The organism is Mesorhizobium sp. WSM4815 (assembly GCF_055811575.1).
On sequence record NZ_JBVVQS010000102.1, the window covers coordinates 69,876 to 92,819 of the forward strand.

22 protein-coding genes are annotated in these 22,944 nt (G+C 63.9%); 14 read left to right on the forward strand and 8 right to left on the reverse strand.

The window, feature by feature from the left end:
- Positions 1–164 precede the first annotated feature (164 nt).
- Positions 165–2,357 carry a malate synthase G gene (locus AC0L2B_RS29100; RefSeq protein WP_473747816.1) on the forward strand — a complete coding sequence of 731 codons (2,193 nt, stop codon included), beginning with the start codon at positions 165–167 and terminating at the stop codon, positions 2,355–2,357.
- Between the two features lie 144 nt (positions 2,358–2,501).
- Positions 2,502–3,044, forward strand: coding sequence for a hypothetical protein (locus AC0L2B_RS29105; RefSeq protein ID WP_128169342.1), 543 nt, complete (start codon positions 2,502–2,504; stop codon positions 3,042–3,044).
- Between the two features lie 61 nt (positions 3,045–3,105).
- Here the strand turns inward: AC0L2B_RS29105 and AC0L2B_RS29110 are convergent, their stop codons facing one another.
- Positions 3,106–4,638 (reverse strand): YifB family Mg chelatase-like AAA ATPase, encoded by a 1,533-nt coding sequence (locus tag AC0L2B_RS29110; RefSeq protein ID WP_473747817.1) that lies wholly within the window; start codon positions 4,636–4,638, stop codon positions 3,106–3,108.
- A 181-nt stretch (positions 4,639–4,819) separates the two neighbouring features.
- Complete coding sequence (gene gshB, locus AC0L2B_RS29115; protein WP_473747819.1) at positions 4,820–5,761, reverse strand: glutathione synthase; 942 nt, start codon at positions 5,759–5,761, stop codon at positions 4,820–4,822.
- Positions 5,762–6,030: 269 nt separating this feature from the next.
- Between gshB and AC0L2B_RS29120 the strand changes: the two genes are divergently transcribed.
- The 12 genes from AC0L2B_RS29120 to AC0L2B_RS29175 all read left to right on the forward strand — a co-directional run bounded on the left by AC0L2B_RS29120 (position 6,031) and on the right by AC0L2B_RS29175 (position 16,891).
- Positions 6,031–6,795, forward strand: coding sequence for an SDR family NAD(P)-dependent oxidoreductase (locus tag AC0L2B_RS29120; RefSeq protein ID WP_473747821.1), 765 nt, complete (start codon positions 6,031–6,033; stop codon positions 6,793–6,795).
- Positions 6,792–7,745: a 2-dehydro-3-deoxygalactonokinase gene (locus tag AC0L2B_RS29125; protein ID WP_473747822.1), complete on the forward strand. Its 954-nt coding sequence runs from the start codon at positions 6,792–6,794 to the stop codon at positions 7,743–7,745. Before AC0L2B_RS29120 ends, AC0L2B_RS29125 begins: the two co-directional genes overlap by 4 nt.
- Positions 7,742–8,383, forward strand: a complete 642-nt coding sequence (locus AC0L2B_RS29130) for a 2-dehydro-3-deoxy-6-phosphogalactonate aldolase (protein WP_473747823.1) — start codon at positions 7,742–7,744, stop codon at positions 8,381–8,383. Before AC0L2B_RS29125 ends, AC0L2B_RS29130 begins: the two co-directional genes overlap by 4 nt.
- A complete protein-coding gene (locus AC0L2B_RS29135; RefSeq protein WP_473747824.1) occupies positions 8,380–9,261 on the forward strand; it encodes an SMP-30/gluconolactonase/LRE family protein in 882 nt (293 codons plus the stop codon). Before AC0L2B_RS29130 ends, AC0L2B_RS29135 begins: the two co-directional genes overlap by 4 nt.
- A 97-nt stretch (positions 9,262–9,358) precedes the next feature.
- Positions 9,359–10,429 carry a D-alanine--D-alanine ligase family protein gene (locus AC0L2B_RS29140; protein ID WP_473747825.1) on the forward strand — a complete coding sequence of 357 codons (1,071 nt, stop codon included), beginning with the start codon at positions 9,359–9,361 and terminating at the stop codon, positions 10,427–10,429.
- A 107-nt stretch (positions 10,430–10,536) separates the two neighbouring features.
- Complete coding sequence (locus AC0L2B_RS29145) at positions 10,537–11,205, forward strand: helix-turn-helix domain-containing protein (protein WP_473747826.1); 669 nt, start codon at positions 10,537–10,539, stop codon at positions 11,203–11,205.
- 29 nt (positions 11,206–11,234) lie between these two features.
- Positions 11,235–12,305 (forward strand): extracellular solute-binding protein, encoded by a 1,071-nt coding sequence (locus AC0L2B_RS29150; RefSeq protein ID WP_473747828.1) that lies wholly within the window; start codon positions 11,235–11,237, stop codon positions 12,303–12,305.
- Between the two features lie 10 nt (positions 12,306–12,315).
- Positions 12,316–13,206, forward strand: a complete 891-nt coding sequence (locus tag AC0L2B_RS29155) for an ABC transporter permease (protein ID WP_473747829.1) — start codon at positions 12,316–12,318, stop codon at positions 13,204–13,206.
- Entirely contained in the window at positions 13,206–13,991 is a 786-nt protein-coding gene (locus tag AC0L2B_RS29160) for an ABC transporter permease (protein WP_473747830.1), read from the forward strand. Before AC0L2B_RS29155 ends, AC0L2B_RS29160 begins: the two co-directional genes overlap by 1 nt.
- Before the next feature lies 1 nt (position 13,992).
- Positions 13,993–15,102 carry an ABC transporter ATP-binding protein gene (locus AC0L2B_RS29165; RefSeq protein WP_473747831.1) on the forward strand — a complete coding sequence of 370 codons (1,110 nt, stop codon included), beginning with the start codon at positions 13,993–13,995 and terminating at the stop codon, positions 15,100–15,102.
- A gap of 24 nt (positions 15,103–15,126) precedes the next feature.
- Positions 15,127–16,512 carry an NAD(P)/FAD-dependent oxidoreductase gene (locus tag AC0L2B_RS29170; RefSeq protein ID WP_473747832.1) on the forward strand — a complete coding sequence of 462 codons (1,386 nt, stop codon included), beginning with the start codon at positions 15,127–15,129 and terminating at the stop codon, positions 16,510–16,512.
- Positions 16,513–16,537: 25 nt separating this feature from the next.
- A complete protein-coding gene (locus tag AC0L2B_RS29175; RefSeq protein WP_473747833.1) occupies positions 16,538–16,891 on the forward strand; it encodes a cupin domain-containing protein in 354 nt (117 codons plus the stop codon).
- A 48-nt stretch (positions 16,892–16,939) separates the two neighbouring features.
- Here the strand turns inward: AC0L2B_RS29175 and AC0L2B_RS29180 are convergent, their stop codons facing one another.
- From AC0L2B_RS29180 to dnaK, 6 genes are all read right to left on the reverse strand, one after another.
- Entirely contained in the window at positions 16,940–17,227 is a 288-nt protein-coding gene (locus AC0L2B_RS29180) for a DUF1330 domain-containing protein (protein ID WP_473584834.1), read from the reverse strand.
- A 17-nt stretch (positions 17,228–17,244) separates the two neighbouring features.
- Positions 17,245–17,928: an orotidine-5'-phosphate decarboxylase gene (gene pyrF, locus AC0L2B_RS29185; RefSeq protein WP_287175746.1), complete on the reverse strand. Its 684-nt coding sequence runs from the start codon at positions 17,926–17,928 to the stop codon at positions 17,245–17,247.
- 20 nt (positions 17,929–17,948) lie between these two features.
- Positions 17,949–18,545 (reverse strand): NADPH-dependent FMN reductase, encoded by a 597-nt coding sequence (locus AC0L2B_RS29190; RefSeq protein WP_473747835.1) that lies wholly within the window; start codon positions 18,543–18,545, stop codon positions 17,949–17,951.
- 278 nt (positions 18,546–18,823) lie between these two features.
- Complete coding sequence (gene pmtA, locus AC0L2B_RS29195; protein WP_473747836.1) at positions 18,824–19,429, reverse strand: phospholipid N-methyltransferase PmtA; 606 nt, start codon at positions 19,427–19,429, stop codon at positions 18,824–18,826.
- A gap of 142 nt (positions 19,430–19,571) precedes the next feature.
- Positions 19,572–20,702 carry a molecular chaperone DnaJ gene (dnaJ, locus tag AC0L2B_RS29200; RefSeq protein ID WP_023801455.1) on the reverse strand — a complete coding sequence of 377 codons (1,131 nt, stop codon included), beginning with the start codon at positions 20,700–20,702 and terminating at the stop codon, positions 19,572–19,574.
- Positions 20,703–21,013: 311 nt separating this feature from the next.
- Entirely contained in the window at positions 21,014–22,930 is a 1,917-nt protein-coding gene (dnaK, locus tag AC0L2B_RS29205; protein ID WP_091591896.1) for a molecular chaperone DnaK, read from the reverse strand.
- Positions 22,931–22,944: the final 14 nt, after the last annotated feature.

The following is a 22,944-nucleotide window of genomic DNA, read 5'->3' on the forward strand; positions in this document are numbered from 1 at the left end:
GCCTTGTGGGAGAAGGGGGAGCCGCACCAGCCTGCGTCAACGCAAAGGGTGAGGCGCCATTCGAAATAGAAGCGAATTGCCCTACCTTCACCCTCAGCTGAATTGACCCTGCCACCTTGACATGTCAAAGGCCCGGCCAAAGCCTTTCGTCTGGAGAAGCCCCGATGACCGATCGCGTCGAAATCGCCGGATTGCGGATTGCCCGCGAGCTTTATGATTTCGTCGTGAACGAGGCGCTGCGGGGCACCGGCATTGCAGCCGACGCCTTGTGGACCGGCTTCTCCGCCATCGTGGATGATTTGGCGCCGAAGAACCGGGCTCTGCTCGCAAAGCGCGACGCGCTGCAAGGCCAGATCGACCACTGGTATCGCGACAATGGCGCGCCCAGCGACATGGAAGCCTACAAGGATTTCCTGAGGGAAATCGGCTATCTCGCGCCGGAAGGGCCGGCCTTCTCCGTCGCGACGGACAATGTCGACCCCGAGATCTCGGTGGTTGCAGGGCCGCAATTGGTGGTGCCGGTGATGAACGCGCGTTACGCACTGAATGCCGCCAATGCGCGCTGGGGCTCGCTCTATGATGCGCTCTACGGCACCGATGCCATTCCCGAGATCGACGGCGCCGAGAGGGGCGCCAGGTTCAATCCCGTGCGCGGCGCCAGGGTCATTGCCTGGGCGAAGGGTTTTCTCGACGAATCGGTCCCGCTGACGACCGGCAAATGGGCAGGGGTGAACGGGCTTGCCGTGGCCAACGGCATGCTGCGGCTGGGCGAGGGCGCCGGCGCCACCACGCTCGCCGATCCCAAACAGTTTGCCGGCTATCGCGGCGACGCCGATAATCCCGAAGCCGTCCTGCTCACCCGCAATGGCCTGCATGTCGAAATATCGATCGACCGCAGCAACCAGATCGGCAAGACCGATCCGGCCGGCATTGCCGACGTCGTGCTGGAATCGGCGCTGACCACCATTCAGGACTGCGAGGATTCGGTGGCGGCGGTCGATGCGCAGGACAAGGTTTTGGTCTACCGCAACTGGCTCGGCCTGATGAAGGGTGACCTTGCCGAGGAGATCACCAAGGGCGGCAGCACGTTTACGCGAAAACTCAATCCCGACCGGTCGTACACCGCGCCTGATGGGCGCGCGCTGTCCCTGCCCGGCCGCTCGATGATGCTGATCCGCAACGTCGGCCACCTCATGACCAATCCGGCGATAACGGACCGCGACGGCAACGAAGTGCCGGAAGGCATCATGGATGCGGCGATGACGGCGCTGATCGCGCTACACGATGTCGGCCCGAACGGCCGCCGGCTAAACTCGCGCGCGGGCTCGATGTATGTCGTAAAGCCCAAGATGCACGGCCCGGAAGAAGTTGCCTTCGCCGTCGAGATATTCGACCGAGTCGAGGCGCTGCTTGGCATGGCGAAAAACACCATCAAGATGGGCATTATGGACGAGGAGCGGCGCACCACCGTCAACCTCAAGGAGGCGATCCGCGCCGCCAAAGATCGCGTCGTCTTCATCAACACCGGTTTCCTCGACCGCACCGGCGACGAGATCCACACTTCGATGGAAGCCGGCCCGATGATCCGCAAGGGCGACATGAAGCAGGCCGTCTGGATTGCCGCCTACGAAGCCTGGAACGTCGACACCGGGCTGGAATGCGGGCTGGCCGGCCGCGCCCAGATCGGCAAGGGCATGTGGGCGATGCCCGATCTGATGGCGGCGATGCTGGCGGAAAAGATCGCCCATCCCAGGGCCGGCGCCAACACCGCCTGGGTGCCGTCTCCGACAGCGGCGACACTGCACGCCACCCATTACCACAAGGTCGACGTCCACGCAGTGCAGGCGGCGCTGAAGAGCCGCCCCAAGGCAAAGCTCGACGACATCTTGTCGGTGCCGGTAGAGGTGCGGCCGAACTGGTCGCCGGAGGAGGTCCAGAACGAACTCGACAACAACGCGCAAGGCATTCTGGGCTATGTCGTTCGTTGGATCGACCAGGGCGTCGGCTGCTCGAAAGTGCCTGACATCAATGACATAGGCCTGATGGAGGACCGCGCGACGCTGCGCATCTCCTCGCAGCACATCGCCAACTGGCTGCATCACGGCGTGTGCACCTCAGACCAGGTGATGGAGACGATGAAGCGCATGGCCGGCGTCGTCGACCGCCAGAACGCAGGCGATCCGCTCTACCGGCCGATGGCCCCTGACTTCGACAAGTCGATTGCCTTCCTGGCCGCCTGCGACCTCGTCTTCAAGGGCCGGGTCCAGCCCAACGGTTACACCGAGCCGGTGCTGCACGCGCGGCGGCTCGAGCTGAAGGCGAAGGAAGGCCCCTCGATAGCGCGTACAGAGTTCTAGTATAACCCGCCAGATATTAGCAATTACTAAAACGTCGTTGTCCCGGTGCACGCGATCTGCTACGATTCAACTACCGACAAACGGCTCTGGGAGGCCGTGCGTCCGACATCATGCACAAGATCAACTCAAAACCGGAGAACGGCCATGAAACGGCTTCTGACGGTCGCTGCCCTTGTGGCGGCGGGCAGTTTGGTTGCGATGCAAGGCGCAGCCGCCGATGACGCTGCGATGATCAAGAGCGCTGAATCCGCCGCACCCCCCGCTGTAGCAAGCGGCGCTGCGATCCACGCTATGGATGAGAAGGGTGCAATGCGCACACTGCGCGAGGGCACAAACGGCTTCTGGTGCATGCCGGACAACCCGGCCACACCTGGCCCGGATCCAATGTGTGGCGATGCCAACGCGATGGAATGGGCAATGGCGTGGATTGGAAAAAAGGAACCGCCCAAGGGCAAGGTCGGCTTCATGTATATGCTGGCCGGCGGCACCGACGGCAGCAACACCGATCCTTATGCGACGAAGCCCGAGGAAGGCAACAATTGGGTGGAGACCGGACCGCACGTGATGATCGTCAACGCAATGGATATGATGCAGGGCTATCCGGCGGACCCCAAACCTGACACGTCCAGGCCATATGTGATGTGGGCGGGCACTCCCTACGCACATCTCATGATCCCGGTTAAATAGCTGCCGCGGCGGGCCGGGCCGGTCACCCTCCCTCAAGGGATCCTCAAGGGGGAGGGGAACGTCACGCCGCCTGCGCCATTCGCTCCGAACTCATGCGGTACGAAATCGCCTCGGCCAGATGGATGCGGCCGACAGTCTCGCTGGCCTCGAGATCGGCCAATGTCCGCGCCACCTTCAGCACCCGGTGATAGGCCCGCGCCGAAAAGCCGAGCTTTTCACTGGCATCCCTGAGCAGCGACAGGCCTGATGCATTCGGCATCGCGATCTCCTCGATGACAGAGGGGGAGCAGTGCGCGTTGGTGGTGACGGAGGTCGCGCCGAGCCGCTCGAAACGTTCGCGCTGGGTTGTCCGCGCGCGGGCCACGCGCAGCGCCACATCGGCACTTTTCTCCGCCCGGTCCGGCCGGATCAGATCGCTGGCCGAGACCGCCGGCACCTCGATCCGGAGATCGATGCGGTCGAGCAGCGGGCCTGATATGCGCGCCTGGTAGTCGGTGCGGCAGCGGTCGCCGCGCAGGCAGCGATAGCCCGGCTCGCCGGCCATGCCGCAGCGGCACGGGTTCATCGCCGCGACCAGCTGGATGCGCGCCGGATAGGTGACGCGATGATTGGCGCGTGCGATCATGCAGTCGCCGGTCTCCAGCGGCTGGCGCAGCGCGTCGAGCGCCTGCGGCGAGAACTCGGGAAACTCGTCGAGGAACAGCACGCCGTGGTGGGCCAGCGAGGCCTCGCCCGGCCGCACGCGCAGGCCGCCGCCGACCAGCGCCGCCATCGAGGCCGAATGGTGCGGCGCGCGGAACGGCCGCCGGTCGGTCAGCTTGCCTTCACCAAGCTCGCCGGCCACCGAGGCGATCATCGAGACTTCGAGCAATTCCCTCGGCGCCAGCGGCGGCAGGATCGACGGCAGCCGCTGCGCCAGCATCGATTTTCCCGATCCTGGCGGACCGATCATCAACATGTTATGGCCGCCGGCCGCCGCCACTTCGAGTGCCCGCTTGGCGGTCTCCTGGCCCTTGATGTCGGCAAGATCCGGCAGGTCGCGCGCCGAGGCATGGATGCCGGCCTCCGGCCGCGACAGCACTTGCGTGCCGCGAAAATGATTGGCGATGGCGATCAGGCTGCGCGGCGCCAGAATGTCGAAATCCTTGCCGGCCCACGCCGCTTCCGGGCCGCAGGCGAAAGGGCAGATCAGGCCCTTGCCTTCGGCATTGGCGCCGATCGCCGCCGGAAGCGCGCCGGCCACCGCGGCGATGGTGCCGTCGAGCGACAGTTCGCCAAGCACGACATAGCCGGCCAGCATGTCGCCTGGAATGGCGCCAAGCGCCGCCATCAGGCCAAGCGCGATCGGCAAATCGTAATGGCTGCCTTCCTTGGGCAGATCGGCGGGCGCCAGATTGACGGTGACCTTCTTCGACGGCATCGACAGGCCCGATGCGTGCAGCGCCGCCTGCACCCGCTCCCGGCTTTCGGCCACCGCCTTGTCGCCGAGGCCGACGATGTGCATGTTGACCTTGCCCGGCGCGATCATCACCTGCACGTCGACCGGCACGGCCTCGATGCCCTGGAAAGCGACCGTGCGGACCCGCGCAACCATTTTTCTGCCCCCGGACATGGGCTCGCCCAAGCCCATGCGATCATGCCGCGAACGGCGTCATCCGAGACAACCACAGATTTTGCGCAAAGGCAAGAACATTACGGGAACAATCGAACGTTGTGCCTTGATGGCGTCGCATCGGCTACCGGCCGGAACACCGCCGTCCCGGCATGCAGGGCCGTTACTTGCGCTTGCCCTCAACCGCATCCCAGAACAGGCTGGCGATGTCGGCGCCGCCGAAGCGTTTTACCTCGCGCACGCCGGTCGGCGACGTCACGTTGATCTCGGTCATGTAGTCGCCGATCACGTCGATGCCGACGAGGATAAAACCGCGCTCCTTCAGCGACGGGCCGATGCGGGCGCAGATCTCGCGTTCGCGCTCCGTTAGTTCCGTTTTTTCGGCGCGGCCGCCGACATGAATGTTGGAGCGGGAATCATGCTCGGCCGGCACCCGGTTGATGGCGCCGACCGGCTCGCCGTCGATCAGGATGATGCGCTTGTCGCCGGCTCGCACCTCCTTCAGATAACGCTGGACGATATAGGGCTCGCGGAACATCTGGCCGAACATTTCGAGCAGCGAGGCGAGGTTGCGATCGGCCTCGTGCAGGTGGAAGATGCCGGCGCCGCCATTGCCGTAGAGCGGCTTGACGATGATGTCGCCGAACTCCCTGCGGAAGGCGGCAACCTCGTGGCTGTCCTTGGTGATCAGCGTTTCCGGCATCAGGTCGGGAAACTCGGTGACGAAGATCTTTTCCGGGCTGTTGCGCACCCAAGCCGGGTCATTGACCACCAGCGTCCTGGGATGGATGCACTCGAGCATATGCGTCGTGGTGATGTAGTTCATGTCGAACGGCGGGTCCTGCCTGAGCAGGACGACGTCCATCTCCGACAGGTCGGTCCGCACTTTCTCGCCGAGCGAATAGTGATTGCCCTTCTCGTCGCGGACCTGCATTTCCTCGACGCCGGCAAACACCTTGCCGTCGCGCAGCGACAGCCGGTCGGGCGTATAATGGAACAGCTGGTGGCCGCGTCGCTGCGCTTCCAGCGACAGCGCAAACGACGTGTCGCCGGCAATCGAGACGGTGGAGATGTGGTCCATCTGGACAGCGATTTTCAGAGGCATGGCGGATCTCCGGCGGATCGGATGGGCTGCTTGCCTGTACAGCTTCGCCCGTCATCTGCCAATCGCGACATTTGAGGATTGCCTTCGACGGCGCCTTGCGCGCCAAGGCAATCGGATCGCATTTCCCTGCCGGACATAGCCGGCCCGCGGCATAGCGGGGGCGTGATCGTCTTTTTGTCTGACATAAGCCTCGGGATTCGGTTTTTCGCACTTGCTCCCCCGACCGGGCTGGCTAGGATGCGCGCCGACTGAGCATGGGAGAAAAAAAGATGCCATCGGCGCGCTTTGCCGACCTTGAGGGCGCTTCGGTGCTGATTACCGGCGGCGGCTCCGGAATTGGCGCGGCGCTGACCGAGGGTTTTGCCCGCCAAGGGGCAAAAGTCGCCTTCATCGACATCGCCGCCGCCCCGAGCCTGGCGCTGGCCGACCGCATCGAAAAGGATCTCGGCCGCCGCCCCCTCTATCTCAGGACCGACATACGCGACGTCGAGGCGCTGCGGGCTTCGGCCGCCAGGGCGGCAGAGGCGCATGGCGACGTCACCGTGCTGGTCAACAATGCGGCACTTGACGATCGCCACGCGGTGGAAGACGTCACCGTGGAGTTCTGGGACAACAACCAGGCGGTCAACCTGCGCCCGCATTTCTTCTCCGCACAGGCGGTGGCGCCGGGCATGAAGCGCGCCGGCGGCGGCTCGATCATCAACTTCACGTCGACGTCGTTCCTGATCAATCACCCCGACATGCCGGCCTATACCGCCGCCAAGGCCGGGATCGTCGGCCTGACCAAGGGGCTTGCCGGCAAGCTCGGCGCCGACGGCATTCGCGTCAATGCGATCGCACCCGGCTGGGTGATCACCGAGCGGCAGAAGCAGCTCTGGGTCACCGAACAGGCGCTCGCCGCCCACGTGGCCAAGCAATGCATCAAGCAGGTGATGCAGCCGGAAGACATCGTCGGCACGGTGCTGTTCCTGGCGTCGGACGCTTCGCGCATGCTGACCGCGCAGATGCTGATCGTCGATGGGGGCTTCCTGTGAACTCAGCGAGCAACGTGCCTTCTGTGGCCGCCGTCGACTGGGGCACCACCCGTCTCAGGGTCTGGCTGGTCGATGAGGCCGGAAATGTCCTCGCCGAGCGTCGCGGCGACGACGGGCTGATCACCGCGCAGGCGGCCGGGTTTTCGACCATCCTCGAAGGACATCTGGCGGCGATGGGCGCGCCGAAAGCGATGCCCGTGATCATCTGCGGCATGGCCGGCTCGCGCCAGGGCTGGCTGGAGGCGCCCTATGTCAGCGTGCCGGCGCCGATTGGCGCCATCCTTGCCGGTGCTGCGCGCGTTCCGGGCCAGCGCCGGGACATCCGCATCGTGCCGGGCCTTGCCCAGCGCCAGGCCGACGCGCCCGATGTCATGCGCGGCGAGGAAACGCAGCTTGCCGGCGCCGGTTTGCCGGCAAAAGGCCGCCATCTCGTCTGCATGCCCGGCACCCACTCCAAATGGGTGCTGGTCGAGGACGGCGCCGTTGCCGGTTTTGGCACCTGGCCGACCGGCGAGCTGTTTTCGGTGCTGGCGGCGCACTCGATCCTGCGCCATTCGCTGGGCGAGCAGCCCAAGCCGGTTGCACCAGGCAATCCGTTTTTCCAGCGGTGGTGCGAGATCGCGCTTTCCGAGGGCGGCGATGTCACATCGAGGCTGTTCTCGATCCGCGCTGCGGGCCTTTTGCAGGACCTGAAGGCCGACGATGCCGCTGCTTGCCTGTCCGGCCTGCTGATCGGCGGCGAGATCGCCTCGGCCAGCCGCCGCTATCGAAAAGGCGCGGCGTCGATCGTTCTGGTCGCTTCCGGCGCGCTCGGCGCGCTCTACACTGAGGCGCTCGGCCTTGCCGGACTTGCGGTGAGAGCCGTCGATGCCGACGAGGCGGTGCGTGCCGGCCTGATCGAGGCGGCGCGCAAAAATGGCATGATTGCTGGAAGCGGAGTTGCCGCATGACCGAAACTGCATCGTTTCCGAAGCTCGAGCGCGGGCTTGTCGCCATTCTGCGCGGCCTCAGGCCGGACGAGGCGGTGGCCGTCGGCCGGGCGATCTTCGAGGCCGGCATCGAAGCGATCGAAGTGCCGCTCAATTCGCCGGACCCGTTTGTCTCCATCGCAAAGATCGTGGAGGCGCTGCCGGCGACGGCACTGGTCGGCGCCGGCACTGTGTTGACCGCAGCCGATGTCGACGGATTGGAGAAGGCCGGCGGGCGGCTGCTGGTCAGCCCCAACATCGATGCCGAGGTCATGGGTCGCGCCATGAATTACGGCATGGTGACGATGCCCGGTGTGTTCACGCCGACCGAAGCCTTCCAGGCCATCCGGCTCGGCGCCTCGGCGCTGAAATTCTTCCCAGCCAGCGTGCTCGGCGCGGCCGGGATCGCGGCGATGCGCGCCGTTTTGCCGGCTGAGACGCTGGTCGGCGCGGTCGGCGGCGTGTCGGAGAAGGACTTTGCCGGCTACAAGGCGGCCGGTGTCAGCGTCTTCGGCCTCGGCTCCAGCCTGTTCAAGCCTGGTATGAGCGTCGACGAGGTGGCAACGCGGGCGCAGGCCGCAGTCGCGGCCTGGGACGCAGCGTTTGGAGCAGCGCCATGAGCGAAGCCATCGGTTCGGTTTTTTCCGACCATGTCTGTCAACTCGGCGAAGGCCCGAGCTATGACCCCGCCACCGAAACGCTCTACTGGTTCGACATCGTCAACGGCCAACTTCTGGGAAAGCCCCTGTCCGGCGGTGCCGTCAAAATCCACGAGCTTGGCCAAATGGCCAGCGCGATCGCCGTCGTCGACGACAAAAGACAGTTGATCGCCACCGAAACCGGCCTGCATGTCCGCGACGTGGCGACCGGCAAAATGACGCTGCATACGGCCATCGAGGCCGACAATCCGGCGACGCGCTCGAACGATTCGCGCGTCCATCCCTGCGGCGCCTTTTGGGTCGGCACGATGGGCAAGGGCGAGGCAAAGGCCGCTGGCTCGATCTACTGGTTCTTCAGGGGTGAATTGCGCCGGCTCTATTCAGACATCACGGTGTCGAACTCGATCTGTTTTTCCGAAGATGGAACCGTTGCCCATTACACCGATACCAGCACCGGCCTGTTGATGCGCGTCGGCTGCGATCCGGCGACCGGCCTGCCGGCTGGCGAGCCAAAAATCTTCGTCGATCACCGCAAGGCCAAGGGCTATATCGACGGTTCGGTGCTCGATCGCGACGGTGTCCTGTGGAACGCCTGCTGGGGCGGCAGCGTCGTTGAAGCCTACGGGCCTGACGGCAAGCTCATCCGTTCGGTCGCGATGCCGGTGACGCAGCCGTCCTGCCCGGCCTTTGTCGGCAGGAATGCCGACCGGCTGGCGGTCACCTCCGCCTGGTCGGGCAAGGATAAGAAACAGCGCCTGCTGGACCCGCAAGCCGGCATGACGTTTCTGCTCGACATTCCGGTCAACGGCCGCTTCGAGCCGCGCGTGCTGATTGGCTAGGCTGACGTCGATTTCGCGAAAGCCTGATACATCCGCCATGCGATGGTAGGCAGTCGCGCTGCCAGGCCCGTTCATCGCCAGGAATCGTTGTGATGCCATGTCAAGCCGCAGGCCGAAGCTGATCCTAGTCTACGAGCCGGAAAACGCCTGCTTCGAGCGGCTGGTTGCTGATGGCCACGTGCCGGGGCGCGCCGCCGAAATCGCCTCCTATCTGGCGCAATCGACCGACATCGCCCCCGAGTTCGACGCGCTGGCCGCAGCCTGCCAGACGCGCGGCCTGTCCTTCGCGCCGGTGGCGCTCGACGATGGCGCAAATCTGCTTGCCGGTGAGGATCCGAAGACGACGCTGGTGTGGACGCTGACCGACGGCATCGCCTATTTCCGTGGCGGTGCGGCGCCGGCGCTGGCAAGCCTGAACGGCCTAAAGCTGCTCGGCGCCGATGATGCGCTGTTCGCGCTCTGCCAGGACAAGTTCCGCTCCGGTGCCGTGCTCGGCGCACTCGGCCTGCCGGTGCCGCAATCCGGTTTGGCACGCGACGGACGCTGGCTGGTTGAGCCACCGGCTTCGCCAGTAGGCTGGTTCGTCAAGCCGAACCGGCTCGGCGCCAAGATTGGCATCTGGCCGGATTCGCGCAGCAGAGATCTCGGCCACGCGCTTGAGCTTAGCCGGCGCGTCTTCGCCGCCTATCGCGACGATGTCGTCGTGCAGCCCTACGTCACCGGGCGCAATGCGCGCGCCAGTTTTCTCGGTCTGAAGCCGGACACCGGCGTCGAAGCGCTCGGCATCGTCTTTGTCGAGTCGGGAAGTGATTTCCAGACAATGGAAGACAGCCTGGCGCTCTACGGCGACACCGGCGAGGCTGCCAGGGCGGCGGGAACATATGCCGAGCCGGTGCTGCTGCCGGTTGCCGCCAGCCAGCCGCGAGCCGATGCAAGGATCCGACGGATCGCGCAAAGCCTGATCGCCGGGCTTGGCCTGCGGGATGTGTTTTCCGTTGATTTCCGGATCGAAGCCGACGACAGCATCCACCTCATCGAGTTCGAGGTCTGCCCGGGCCTGCCTTGCTTCGATTTCCGCGCCTATTGCCGCACGCAATGGCAGATGGGCCTCGCCGATGCGATGGCCGCGACCGCCGCGAGCCGTTTTTTCGCCTCGCCCACGAAATGAGCAGCGCCCGCGTACGCAGCCGTGCCGACGGGCCAGGACCGTGCCTCGACAAACGGCTTGCGTTCCGACATTTCACTTAATAGGGTGTTAAGTGAAGGAGGCGCTCGGTGAAAGTCGACCCTGCGACATCCCCGGAGGTAGCCGCGCTGGCGACGACGGAAGCCGGCAAGGCCAAGCATGTCGGCGGCCGGATCAAGGCCATTCGCATGGCCCGACGCATTTCGCTTCGCCAGCTGGCCGACATGGTCGGCACGACGGCGAGCTTCATCAGCCAGCTCGAGCGCAATCTGAGCGGCGCCAGCGCCAGCACCTTGATGCGGATCGCGGCAGCCTTGGATCTCGGCATCAACGAATTGTTCGAGCAGACCGAAGGCGGGTTACACAAGGTGCTTACCAGGGCCGACCGCCCCTTGCTGCCGATCAGCCACGGTTGCCGAAAGACGCTGCTGTCGCGGCGGCCGATCCATGAATTCGAGGTTTATTCGGGGGAGTTCGACGTCGGCGGCTCGACCGGCGACGAAGCTTACACGCATGGCGGCAAGCACGAGATGTTCGTCGTCCTGAAGGGCACAGTCGAGCTGACGCTGGCAGACGAACGCTTCGTCATGAACGAAGGCGACAGCATCGAATACGCAACCTCGACGCCGCATCGTACAGAGAATGTCGGCAAGACGCCGGCGCAGGTGCTCTGGATCATCGCGCCCCCGACCAGTGGCGCGGCGGAACTCAATCGATACACGCCCGGACAAGGCTCGCAACCGGACGGACCGAAGTAATGCGGGTGCACATAAATGGGAGATAAAACATGAAAACCAGGATCGGACAGGCGGCCGCGCTCGGGCTGCTGATGATCACCACAGCAGCGCTTGCGCAGAGCAAGCCGGTGGCGGGCGAGGTGGCAGAGGGCTCGCTCAAGGGCAAGACGTTCACCTTCGTCTCGTATGGAGGCATTTATCAGGATGGTCAGATCGCAGCGCTGAAAGAGTTCGTCGACAAATCAGGCGTGACGCTGCTCAGCGACGGGCCAACCGAGATCTCGAAATTGCAGGCGCAGGTCGAGTCCGGCAATGTCACCTGGGACGTTGTCGATACCGGCGATTTTCCGCCCTACGTCTATTGCGGCAAGCTGTTCCAGAAGCTGGACTTCTCAAAGATCGATACGTCCAACATTCCGGAGGGCCAGATCAGCGAATGCAGCGTGCCGGCCATGAACTATGGCGTGGTGCTGATGTACAACACCGAAAAGTACAAGGATAACCCGCCCAAGAGCTGGAACGATTTCTTCGACATCGAGAAATTCCCGGGCTCGCGCGCCCTGGAGGGCAGCGGCGATCTGTCCGGCGGCATGATCGAGCAGGCACTGCTCGCCGCCGGTGGGTCGGTCGAAAACATGACCGTGGCCGATATCGACAAGGCTATCGAGAAGGTGAAATCGCTTGGCCCGGACACGATCTTCTGGAAGACCGGCGCCGATTCCCAGCAGCTCGCCGAATCCGGCGAAGCCGACATGATCGCGATGTGGACCGGACGTGCCATGACCGCTGTGAAGAACGGCGCGAAGTACACGCCGGCGTGGCAGGACTGGCTGGTGGTGATGGATCAGATGACCATTCCGATGGGCGTCAAGGACCCCGACGCGGCGCATGCGCTGATCAACGCCTACCTCGGCAAGAGCGCGCAGGAGACGCTTGCAAAAACCACCTCGTATACCCCGATCCACAAGGACGCGAAGCCCGAAGTGGACGAGATCACCGCGGCGTTCATGACCAACACGCCGGACAAGCTGAAGCTTGGCTATCAGCAGAACATCAAGTTCTGGGTGGAGAACTTCGAGGTGGCGAACGAAAAGTGGAATGGGTTGATGGCCGGCAATTAGGTCCGCCGCCGTGGCAACGAGAGCAATCGACAGCCGGGACACTGTTCCGGCTGTCACGGCAGACGGCCGGCGGCGCTGGTTTCGTGGACAGGCTTTCTGGCTCGTCGCGCCGGCGCTGCTGCTGCTCGTCATCTGCCTGGGCCTGCCGCTCGCCATCGTGACCTTGCGCAGCTTTTCCGAGCCGCAATGGGGATGGCAGAACTATGCCTGGTTCTTCGGCACACCGGTCAATCTGACGGTGCTTCAGCGGACCTTCGCGATCTCCGCCTGGGTGACGCTGGTATGTCTCATCGCCGGCTATCCCTATGCCTATGTGATGACCGCGGTCGGACCCAGGATGCGGCTCGTCCTCATCCTGTGCGTGCTGGTGCCGTTCTGGGTGAGCGGCGTGGTGCGCACTCTGGCATGGGTCGTCCTGCTGCAGGATTCCGGCGTGATCAACTCCGTCATCAGGGCAGTCGGCCTCAGCCCGGTCAAGCTGATCCGCACGCAGACAGGCGTGGTGATCGGCATGGCGCAGGTGCTGTTGCCGTTCATGATCCTGCCGCTCTATTCGGTGATGAAGACGATCGACCTGCGGCTCATGCAGGCGGCACGGAGCCTCGGCGCGAGCCCGGCGCGCGCCTTTGCCCAGGTCTATCTGCCGCTCTCGCTTCCGGGCGTCTACGCGGGCGCCATCATCGTCTTCATTCTTGCACTCGGCTTCTACATCACCCCGGCGCTGCTCGGTGGTCCGCGATCGACCATGCTCTCGACCCTGATCCAGAACCAGGTGCTCAGCCTGCTCAACTGGGGCCGCGGCGGTGCGATGGGTGTGGTGCTGTTGATCGCGACCTTCGTCCTACTCGCGCTCGCAGCGCCGCTGTCGCGTCAACCGCACAAGACGGGCTCGAGGCGCTGATGAAACAGCCCGGTCGAATCCTGCTCGGTCTGTACTGCCTGCTGGTAGCGGTCTGGCTGGTCGCACCGACAATCGTTGTCGTGCCGATGTCGTTCAACGACAAGAAGTCGCTGGCCTTTCCGCCATCCGGCTTTTCCTGGCAGTGGTACCAGAACTTTTTCACCAACCCCGAATGGTCGGCGAGCCTGATCGGCTCGCTCAAGGTAGCCGTCGTCACGGCGCTGTTCGCCACCGTCATCGGCACGCTGGCGGCATTCGGCCTCGATCGCATGAAAAGTCGCATCAGCGGCGTGCTGCGCGCGCTGCTGATCACGCCAATGGTCGTGCCGGGGGTGGTGCTTGCCGTCGGAATTTACGCGGTCTATCTCGATACGCGGTTGGTCGGCACCATGACCGGCTTTGTGCTGGCCCACACGATGCTCGCCGTTCCTTTCGTCATCATCGCCGTCTCCGCCAGCCTGGAAGTCTTCGACAAACGGCTTGAGACTGCTGCGGCCAGCCTCGGCGCGACCCGGCTGACGGCGTTCAGGACGGTGACCTTGCCGCTGATCGCGCCGGGCATCCTGTCGGGACTGCTGTTTGCGTTCGTGACCTCATTCGACGAGATCATCGTCGCGCTGTTCATCACCAGCCCGTATCTGAAGACACTGCCGGTCCAGATATTCTCGAGCATCACCCGGGATGCCGACCCCACCGTTGCGGCAGTGGGCACGCTGCTCTTCATCGTGACGTCGCTAGTGATCGGGGCGGGGCTGCTGATCGGTTCGAGACAGGGAAAACGTTGACATGGCCTCACCATCGACCCGCGGCGCAGCCATAGATCTCAAATCCGTCAGCAAACACTATGGCAGCTTCATCGCCCTCGACAAGGTCTCGCTGCGCATCGAGCCGGGGGAGTTCATGACGCTGCTCGGACCCAGCGGTTCGGGCAAGACGACCACACTCAACGTCATCGCCGGCTTCACCGAAGTCAGCTCGGGTTCGCTTGATGTCGGCGGCAAAAGCGTCATCGGCGTACCGGCGCACAAACGCAATATCGGCGTCGTCTTCCAGCACTACGCGCTGTTCCCGCATATGACGGTGAGCAGGAACGTCGCATATCCGCTGACCCTGCGCGGCATCGCCAATCCCGATCGCGCGGCCCGGGTGCGCAAGGCGCTGGACATGGTGAGGATGGCCGATTTCGGCCACCGCTTCCCCAGCGAGCTCTCCGGCGGACAGCAGCAGCGCGTCGCGCTGGCGCGTGCCATCGTATTCGACCCGCCGCTGCTCTTGATGGACGAGCCGCTCGGCGCACTCGACAAGAAGCTGCGTGAATGGCTGCAGCTCGAGATCAAACGGATCCACCGCGAACTGGGCACCACCTTCGTCTACGTCACGCACGATCAGGAGGAGGCCCTGGTCCTCTCGGACCGCATCGCCGTGTTCAACCAGGGACGCATCGAGCAGATCGGCACCGGTCGCCAACTCTACGACGAGCCCGAGACGTTGTTCGTCGGAAAGTTCGTCGGCGACTCGACGATACTGCGTGGTGCAGCCTCCACCTCCGGCAACGAGACCGCCATCGACGTAGCCGGACGGAACGTGGCCGCCGCCAAACGCCTTGCCGACGGCGCCAAGCCGGTGATGCTGCTGCGGCCGGAGAAGCTGAGCCTCGCCAGGCGGGGAAAGGGCGGACAAGATCGAAACACCCTGCCCGGGCGCATCGGCGAGGCCATCTATCTCGGATCTGGCTCCAAATACGAGGTCGTGCTGGCCGACACCTCGAAGGCGATCGTGCGCTCGACGCTGGAGGCCGAGACCTTCGCCATCGGCGACGAGGTCGACCTCGTATTCGCGGGCAGCGACGTGAAGCTGCTGGCCGACGACGAAAACGCCGATTTCACGCTGACCTAAAATCCTGTCTGGGAAATCGCGACAATGGACGTGAAGAAGAACGGCGACGTTTCATTCTGGTATGCCGACATCGGCGGGGTGCCCGGCTATCGGCCGCCGCTGCAGGGCGATATCGTGGCCGACGTCTGCATCGTCGGGGCCGGCTACACCGGCCTTTGGATCGCCTATTATCTGAAGCAGGCAGCCCCGCATCTCAATATTGTCGTCATCGAGAAGGAGTTCGCCGGCTTCGGTGCTTCGGGGCGCAATGGCGGCTGGCTGTCCGGCGGGTTCTCTTGGTCGCGCGAAAAATATGAGGAGGCAACCTCGCGCGCTGCAGTTATCGCCATGCAGGCGGCAATGACGGGCACGGTGAACGAGATCATATCGGTTGCGGAAGCTGAAGGCATCGACGCTGACATTCGTCGCACCGACGAACTGCTGGTCGCAACCAACGAGGCGCAGGAGCAGCGCGCCAAGGCGATGTATGCCCATGCCAGATCCTGGGCGCTGACCGACGAGCGCGTCGGGTATATCGATGCAGCCGAGATGCGTCGGCGCATAGCGGTGCACAACGCCCGCGGCGCCTTCGTCATCAAGAAGGTTGCGCGGATTCAGCCGGCAAAGCTGGTGCAGGGGCTCGCCAGGGCAGTGGAGCGGCTCGGCGTCCCGATCTACGAACAGACGACCGTGCTGTCGATCGAGAAGGGCACGGTCGCAACCAACCGGGGCGTGGTGCGAGCCGAAAAGATCGTGCGGGCGACCGAGGGCTTTACCGCGGGAATCGCCGGCCACGAAAGACTGTGGTTGGCGCTCAACAGCGCCATCGTGGTCACCGAGCCGCTTTCCGACAAGCTGTGGAGCGAAATCGGCTGGGATGGCTACGAGGTGCTCGGCGACGCCGCGCACACTTACTGCTACGCCCAGCGCACCCGGGAAGGACGCATTGCCATGGGCGGGCGCGGGGTGCCCTATCGGTTCGGCTCGAAGACCGACGTTCGAGGCGTCACCCAGCAGGCGACGATCGACAAGCTGCATAAAATCCTGACGACGCTTCTGCCGCAGACCAAGGGACTCAAGCTCGACCACGCGTGGTGTGGAACGCTGGGCGTGCCGCGCGACTGGTGCACGACGGTGGGCTTTGACAGGCACACCGGAATAGGCTGGGCCGGCGGTTATGTCGGCCTCGGCGTTTCCACCTCGAACCTCTCAGGGCGCACTCTGCGCGATCTGCTGCTGGGCAACGACACCGAGTTGACGCGGCTTCCCTGGGTCAATCGAACCGTGCGCAAGTGGGAGCCAGAGCCGCTGCGCTGGCTTGGCGTCCATTCGATGTATCAGCTCTATCGAATTGCCGACGAGCGGGAAGCAAAGGGGCTGCCGCGCACGTCGCGGCTGGCCGCCCTGGCCGATCGCATCACCGGGCACTGACCCGCATCACTTCGAGGATTTAGCAATGATCGACTTCAAGACCTTCGCCCACCTGGCGCATATCGACCTCGGTGAGCCCCAGCCGAAGCCCACCTCGCTGGAAGGCGATCAGATGGAAGCAGCCAACACGCTTTGGACTTCGGAGGATGGCAAGATCGAAGTCGGTGTCTGGGAATGTTCGCAAGGCCGGTTCACCGCGCGCCGTGAGACGAATTCCGAGATTTGCCACATCGTGTCCGGCCGCGTGACGCTGCACGGTCCTGGTGGCGCAGCCAAAGATGTCGGACCCGGCGAATTGCTCGTCCTGCCGCTTGGCTGGGAGGGCGAATGGACCATCCATGAGAAAACGCGCAAGCTTTACATCCTGCATTCGATCTGAACGCCGCGGGCACGTTCGCGACGGTACGGCAGTGGCCGCTGAACTAAACTAGACCCCTTCGACCAGCACGATCTCGCCGTCGGCCACCTTCTGCCGGATCGCGACGGCGCGCTGGTATTCGGGCGAGCGATAGCAATCGTGCGCCGCAGCCAATGACGGAAACTCGATGATCACGTTGCGGTCGCGGCCCGGCCCTTCTGCTTTTTCATGCGCACCGCCTCGCGCCAGGAAAACCCCGCCGAAACGATCGAAAGCCGGTTTGGCGGCAGTGACATAGTCCTTGTAACCTTCCGCATCGCGCACATCGACGCGGGCGATCCAGTATCCCTTCGGCATGCTTGTTCTCCGAATTGTTAGGCCGAGCGCATTTCGTCAAGAATTGCTTCCGCGACCGCTCGCCTGTCGGCGGCGCTGACGATCGGCCGGCCGACGACGAGATGGCTGGAGCCGTTGCGGATCGCCTGCGCCGGCGTGACGACGCGTTTCTGGTCGCCATGGTCGCTGCCCTTGGGCCGTATCCCCGGCGTGACGACGGCCATGTTGGGGCCGACGATCCGGCGCACCGCTTCCGCTTCCTCGGCCGAGCAGACGATGCCGCCCATGCCGGCGTGCAGCGCCTGCTCGGAGCGCCTCAGCACCAGCGTATGCGGGTCATGCTCATAGCCGGCGTCGATCACGTCCTGCTCGTCCATCGAGGTCAGCACGGTGACGGCAAGCAGGCAGAGATCGCTGCCCCTGGCGGCCGCGACCGCTGCCTTCATCGTCTTCGGATAGGCGTGCAGCGTCAGCATGGTCATGCCCATCCTGGCAATGGCCTCGACGCCCTTGGCCACCGTGTTGTCGATGTCGAGCAGCTTCATGTCGAGGAAGATCCTGGTGCCGCCGCTGGCGAGCTCGCGGGCGAAGTCGAGGCCGCCGGCGAAGGCGAGCTGATAGCCAATCTTGTAGAAGGAGACGACCCCGTCGAGCTCGCGCACCACCGTCTCGGCGTCCTTCAGCGTCGGCACGTCGAGGCCGACGATCAGTCTGTCTTGCATGGTGCTGGCGCGCTCCTGGATCACGCCTCGATCCGCGTCGACAGCAGGCGCGAGGTTTCGATCAGCGTGCGGCATAGGTGCTCCATCGATCTGTGCAGTCGCTCGTCCCTGAAATTCCCGTCCTCGTCGAAGGCGTTGCCGCCCTCCGGGACAGAGCACTCCGGCGTCACCACCTCCATCTGGCAGCGCACCAGCACGGCGCGCAGATGGTTGATGCAGCGTACCCCGGCGAAATGTCCTTTGGAAGACGAACAAATGCCGGCGGGCTTGCCGGTGAACGGCCTGAACGACCGCCCGTCATCCGTGCGCACCAGGCTCACCCAATCGATGGTATTCTTGAGCAGCGGCGGGATCGAGCCGTTATATTCGGGCGTCGCGATCAGCAGCCCGTCATGGGCCGCGATTTGCCGGGCAAGCTTGATGGCGTTCTCGGGAATGCCTTTCTCCTTTTCCAGGTCCTCGTCGAGGATCGGCAGCGGATAGTCGGCAAGCGAGATGCGGGTCACCTCGGCACCATGCAGGGCGAGTTCCTTCTGCGCCACATCGGCGGTCCTGCCGCTGTAGGCGCCAGAGCGAATCGAACCGGCGAAGACGAGAATTTTCGCGATCACTGCCATCGGGCCCCCTTGTTCCCGGACAGGTACAGCCAGGGATCTGTCAAATCAACGCCAACTTCGTCATCCCTGGGCGGAGCAGGAGCGAAGCTCCGTCGCGGAGATCCTGGGATCCATTCCGCGACCTTGGTCGCGGAGTGCCGCGGAGCAGAATTCTGTACCGCTGCGGTGCTCAGATGTCCCGGCATGGATTCTCGGGTCTGGGCTGCGTCGCTACGCTCCCGTGGATGACGAAGTGACGCGCGTTTCCACTAATCGCCGAACAGATTTGCGCGGAAAAGCTAATGCGCCCCGCGCCGGTAGATCCACAGCTGCGTTGGCGGGATGTTGCGGATGACGAAATGGAAATGCTCGACCGTGTAGTCGCCGCGGCCGGGCGGGATCGGCGACAGCGGGCCGTAGGTCAGCTGCACGACCGGGCGGCCTGTCGGGATGCGGTCGAGAAGGCTTTCGACGTAGGCGACGCGCTGTTCGACCGGGAAATTGAGCAATGGCACGCCGGAGATGACCGAATCGAAGGTCAGGCCGCTCTTGTCGCCGAGCGTCGCATCGAGATTGAAGGCATCGCCCTCGATGACGTTGACGCCGGGATAGAACTGGCGCAGATGGCGCACGAAATCGGGGGAGTATTCGACTGCGTAGAGATTTTCAGGCTTTACGCCGTGGGCGAGGATGGCTCGGGTGATGACACCGGTGCCGGGCCCGACTTCGAGCACCGGCAGGCCCGAGTTCGGGTTGACGACGGAGGCCATCTTGCGGGCCGTGATGGAACTGGTCGGCACGATCGAACCGACCGCCTTCGGCTTGTCGATCCAGCCCTTGAAGAACTTCAGTTCGTCGTCGAACTTCTCTGCCAGCGTCTTTCGCAGTCCGGGACCATGTGCCATGCAAGTTCTCCTGAACGGTCCCCCGAGTGGCTACTTAGCAGCTACGGGCTTCAAGGCAAGGCGGTCGCCGGTATAAGGTGTTGATGACGCTAGGGGAGCTTCCGCTCGGCTGTATTCTACATCCGATCGGCGAGAGTCGCCATCAGCGCTCGCTGAAGGTCTCGAAAAAGTCCTTCATGCGGGCGAAAAAGCCGCTCGACTGCGGCGAATTATCCTTCGAGGAAAGCTGCTCGAACTCCTCCAGCAGCTCGCGCTGGCGGCGGGACAGGTTCTGCGGCGTCTCGACAGCGGTCTGGATGTAGAGATCGCCGACATTGTGCTGGCGCAGCACCGGCATGCCCTTGCCCTTGAGGCGGAACTGACGGCCGTTCTGGGTGCCTTCCGGCACCTTGACCTTCGTCTGGGTGCCGTCCAGCGTCGTCACCTCGAAGGAACCGCCAAGGGCAGCCGTCGTCATTGAGATCGGCACCTTGCAGTAGAGATCGGCGCCGTCGCGCTGGAAGAATTCGTGCGGCTTGACCGCCAGGAAAATATATAGATCGCCCGACGGGCCGCCGCGCAGGCCGGCCTCGCCCTCATTGGCGAGGCGGATGCGGGTGCCGTCCTCAATGCCGGCCGGGATGTTGACCGACAGCGAGCGCTCCTCGGTGACGCGGCCCTGGCCGGCGCATTTCGCGCACGGCTCCTTGATGGTCTGGCCACGTCCCTGGCATTGCGGGCAGGTGCGCTCGATCGAGAAGAAGCCTTGCGTGGCGCGCACCTTGCCGTGGCCGTTGCACATCGAGCAGGTGACGGGCTGGGTGCCGGGCTTGGCGCCGCTGCCGGAGCATTCCATACAGGAGATCGATGCCGGCACGTGGATCTGCGCCGTCTTGCCGGCAAACGCCTCCTCCAGCGTGATTTCCATATTGTAGCGCAGGTCTGCACCGCGCTCGCGTCCGCCTGACGAACGGCGCTGACGCCCGCCCATCATGTCGCCGAAAATATCCTCGAAGATGTCGGCGAAACCGCCGGCGCCGAAGCCGTGTGCGCCGCCGTTCATGCCGCCCTGTTCGAAGGCGGCGTGGCCGAAACGGTCGTAGGCCGCCCGCTTCTGCGGATCCTTCAACGTCTCGTAGGCTTCGTTGATTTCCTTGAACTTGTGCTCGCAGGCATGATCGCCGGGATTGCGATCGGGGTGGAACTGCATGGCCAGCTTGCGGAAAGCGCTCTTGAGCTCCTTCTCGTCGGCCCCCTTTTGCACGCCCAGCGTTTCGTAGAAATCAGCTTTCATCTTTTCCCGCAGTCCGGATATTCAACGTCTTGAAGCACTTTGCGTCGTTCGCCGGCACGCTGTTCCGATTTAGGTGCGATGGAGCCGGGATGCCAGTGTTGACACGGGCTTGCCCGCACTTTTTCGATCAGGCACGCACTTTTTCGGCCAGAGTGGCAAAAAAGCCCGGCTTTACGCCGGGCTTTACTACAGCGCCGCGCGTCCTGTTGGACACGCAAAGGACGCTATAGCACTTTGATTTTTGCGCATGATCCTTTCCGGAAATCGATTCCGATTTCGTGGTCATGCGCCTAAACCTGCCGGCAGGCCGCTTAGGCCGACTTCTTCTTGTCGTCGTCCTCGTTGATTTCCTCGAAGTCGGCGTCGACCACGTCGCTGTCCTTGGCGGCGTCCGCCTTGGCGTCAGCTTCCGCAGCTTCCTTCTGCGAAGCCTCATACATGGCCTGGCCGAGCTTCATCGAGGTTTCGGCGAGCGCCTGCGTCTTGGCTTCGATCTCGGCGGCGTCGTCGCCTTCGGCAGCGGTCTTCAGCGCCGCGATCGCATCGGCGATCGCCGTGCGGTCGGCCTCGGAAACCTTCTCGCCATATTCCTTCAGCGACTTTTCCGAGGAATGCACCAGCGCCTCGGCCTGGTTGCGGGCCTCGACCAACGCGCGCCGCTTCTTGTCGGCCTCGGCATTGGCTTCGGCGTCCTTCACCATCTTCTCGATGTCGGCGTCCGAAAGGCCGCCAGACGCCTGGATGCGGATCTGGTGCTCCTTGCCGGTGCCCTTGTCCTTGGCCGAGACGTTGACGATACCGTTGGCGTCGATGTCGAAAGTGACCTCGATCTGCGGCACGCCGCGCGGCGCCGGCGGAATGCCGACCAGGTCGAACTGGCCGAGCGCCTTGTTGTCGGCGGCCATTTCACGCTCGCCCTGGAAGACGCGGATGGTCACGGCCGATTGTGAATCCTCGGCAGTCGAGAACACCTGGCTCTTCTTGGTCGGGATCGTCGTGTTGCGCTCGATCAGCCGCGTGAACACACCACCCAGCGTCTCGATGCCGAGCGACAGCGGCGTCACGTCAAGCAACAGCACGTCCTTGACGTCGCCCTGCAGCACGCCGGCCTGGATGGCGGCGCCCAATGCGACGACCTCATCCGGATTGACGCCCTTGTGCGGCTCCTTGCCGAAGAACTGCTTCACGATCTCCTGGATCTTGGGCATGCGGGTCATGCCGCCGACCAGGACGACCTCGTCGATTTCGCCGGCCTTCAGGCCGGCATCCTTGAGCGCCGCCTTGCAGGGTTCGATCGTGCGCTGGACGAGATCCTCGACCAGGCTCTCGAACTTCGCCCGCGTCAGCTTCAGCGTCAGGTGCTTGGGGCCGGTGGCATCGGCGGTGATGAAGGGCAGGTTGATCTCGGTCTGCGTCGTCGACGACAGCTCGATCTTGGCCTTTTCGGCCGCTTCCTTGAGGCGCTGAAGCGCGAGCTTGTCGCTGCGCAGGTCGATGCCCTGTTCCTTCTTGAACTCGGCCGCCAGATATTCGACCAGACGCATGTCGAAATCCTCGCCGCCGAGGAAGGTGTCGCCATTGGTCGACTTCACCTCGAACACGCCGTCGCCGATTTCGAGCACCGAAATGTCGAACGTGCCGCCGCCAAGGTCATAGACGGCAATGGTCTTGCCTTCCTTCTTGTCGAGGCCGTAGGCAAGTGCGGCCGCGGTCGGCTCGTTGATGATGCGCAGCACTTCCAGGCCGGCGATCTTGCCGGCATCCTTGGTGGCCTGGCGCTGGGCGTCGTTGAAATAGGCCGGAACGGTGATCACCGCCTTCTCGACCTTCTCGCCGAGATAGGCTTCCGCCGTTTCCTTCATCTTCTGCAGGATCATTGCCGAGATCTGGCTGGGCGACTGCTTCTTGCCGCCGGCCTCGACCCAGGCGTCGCCATTGTCGCCCTTGACGATCTGGTAGGGGACAAGCTTCTTGTCCTTTTCCGTAACCGGATCGTCATAGCGGCGGCCGATCAGGCGCTTGACCGCGAAGATGGTGTTTTCAGGATTGGTGACCGCCTGGCGCTTGGCCGGCTGGCCGACGAGGCGTTCGCCGTCGCTGTTGATGGCGACGATGGATGGGGTCGTGCGCGCGCCTTCCGCATTCTCGATGACCTTCGATTCCTTGCCGTCCATGATGGCGACGCAGGAGTTGGTGGTCCCCAGATCGATACCGATTACTTTTGCCATTTTTCTAATCTCTC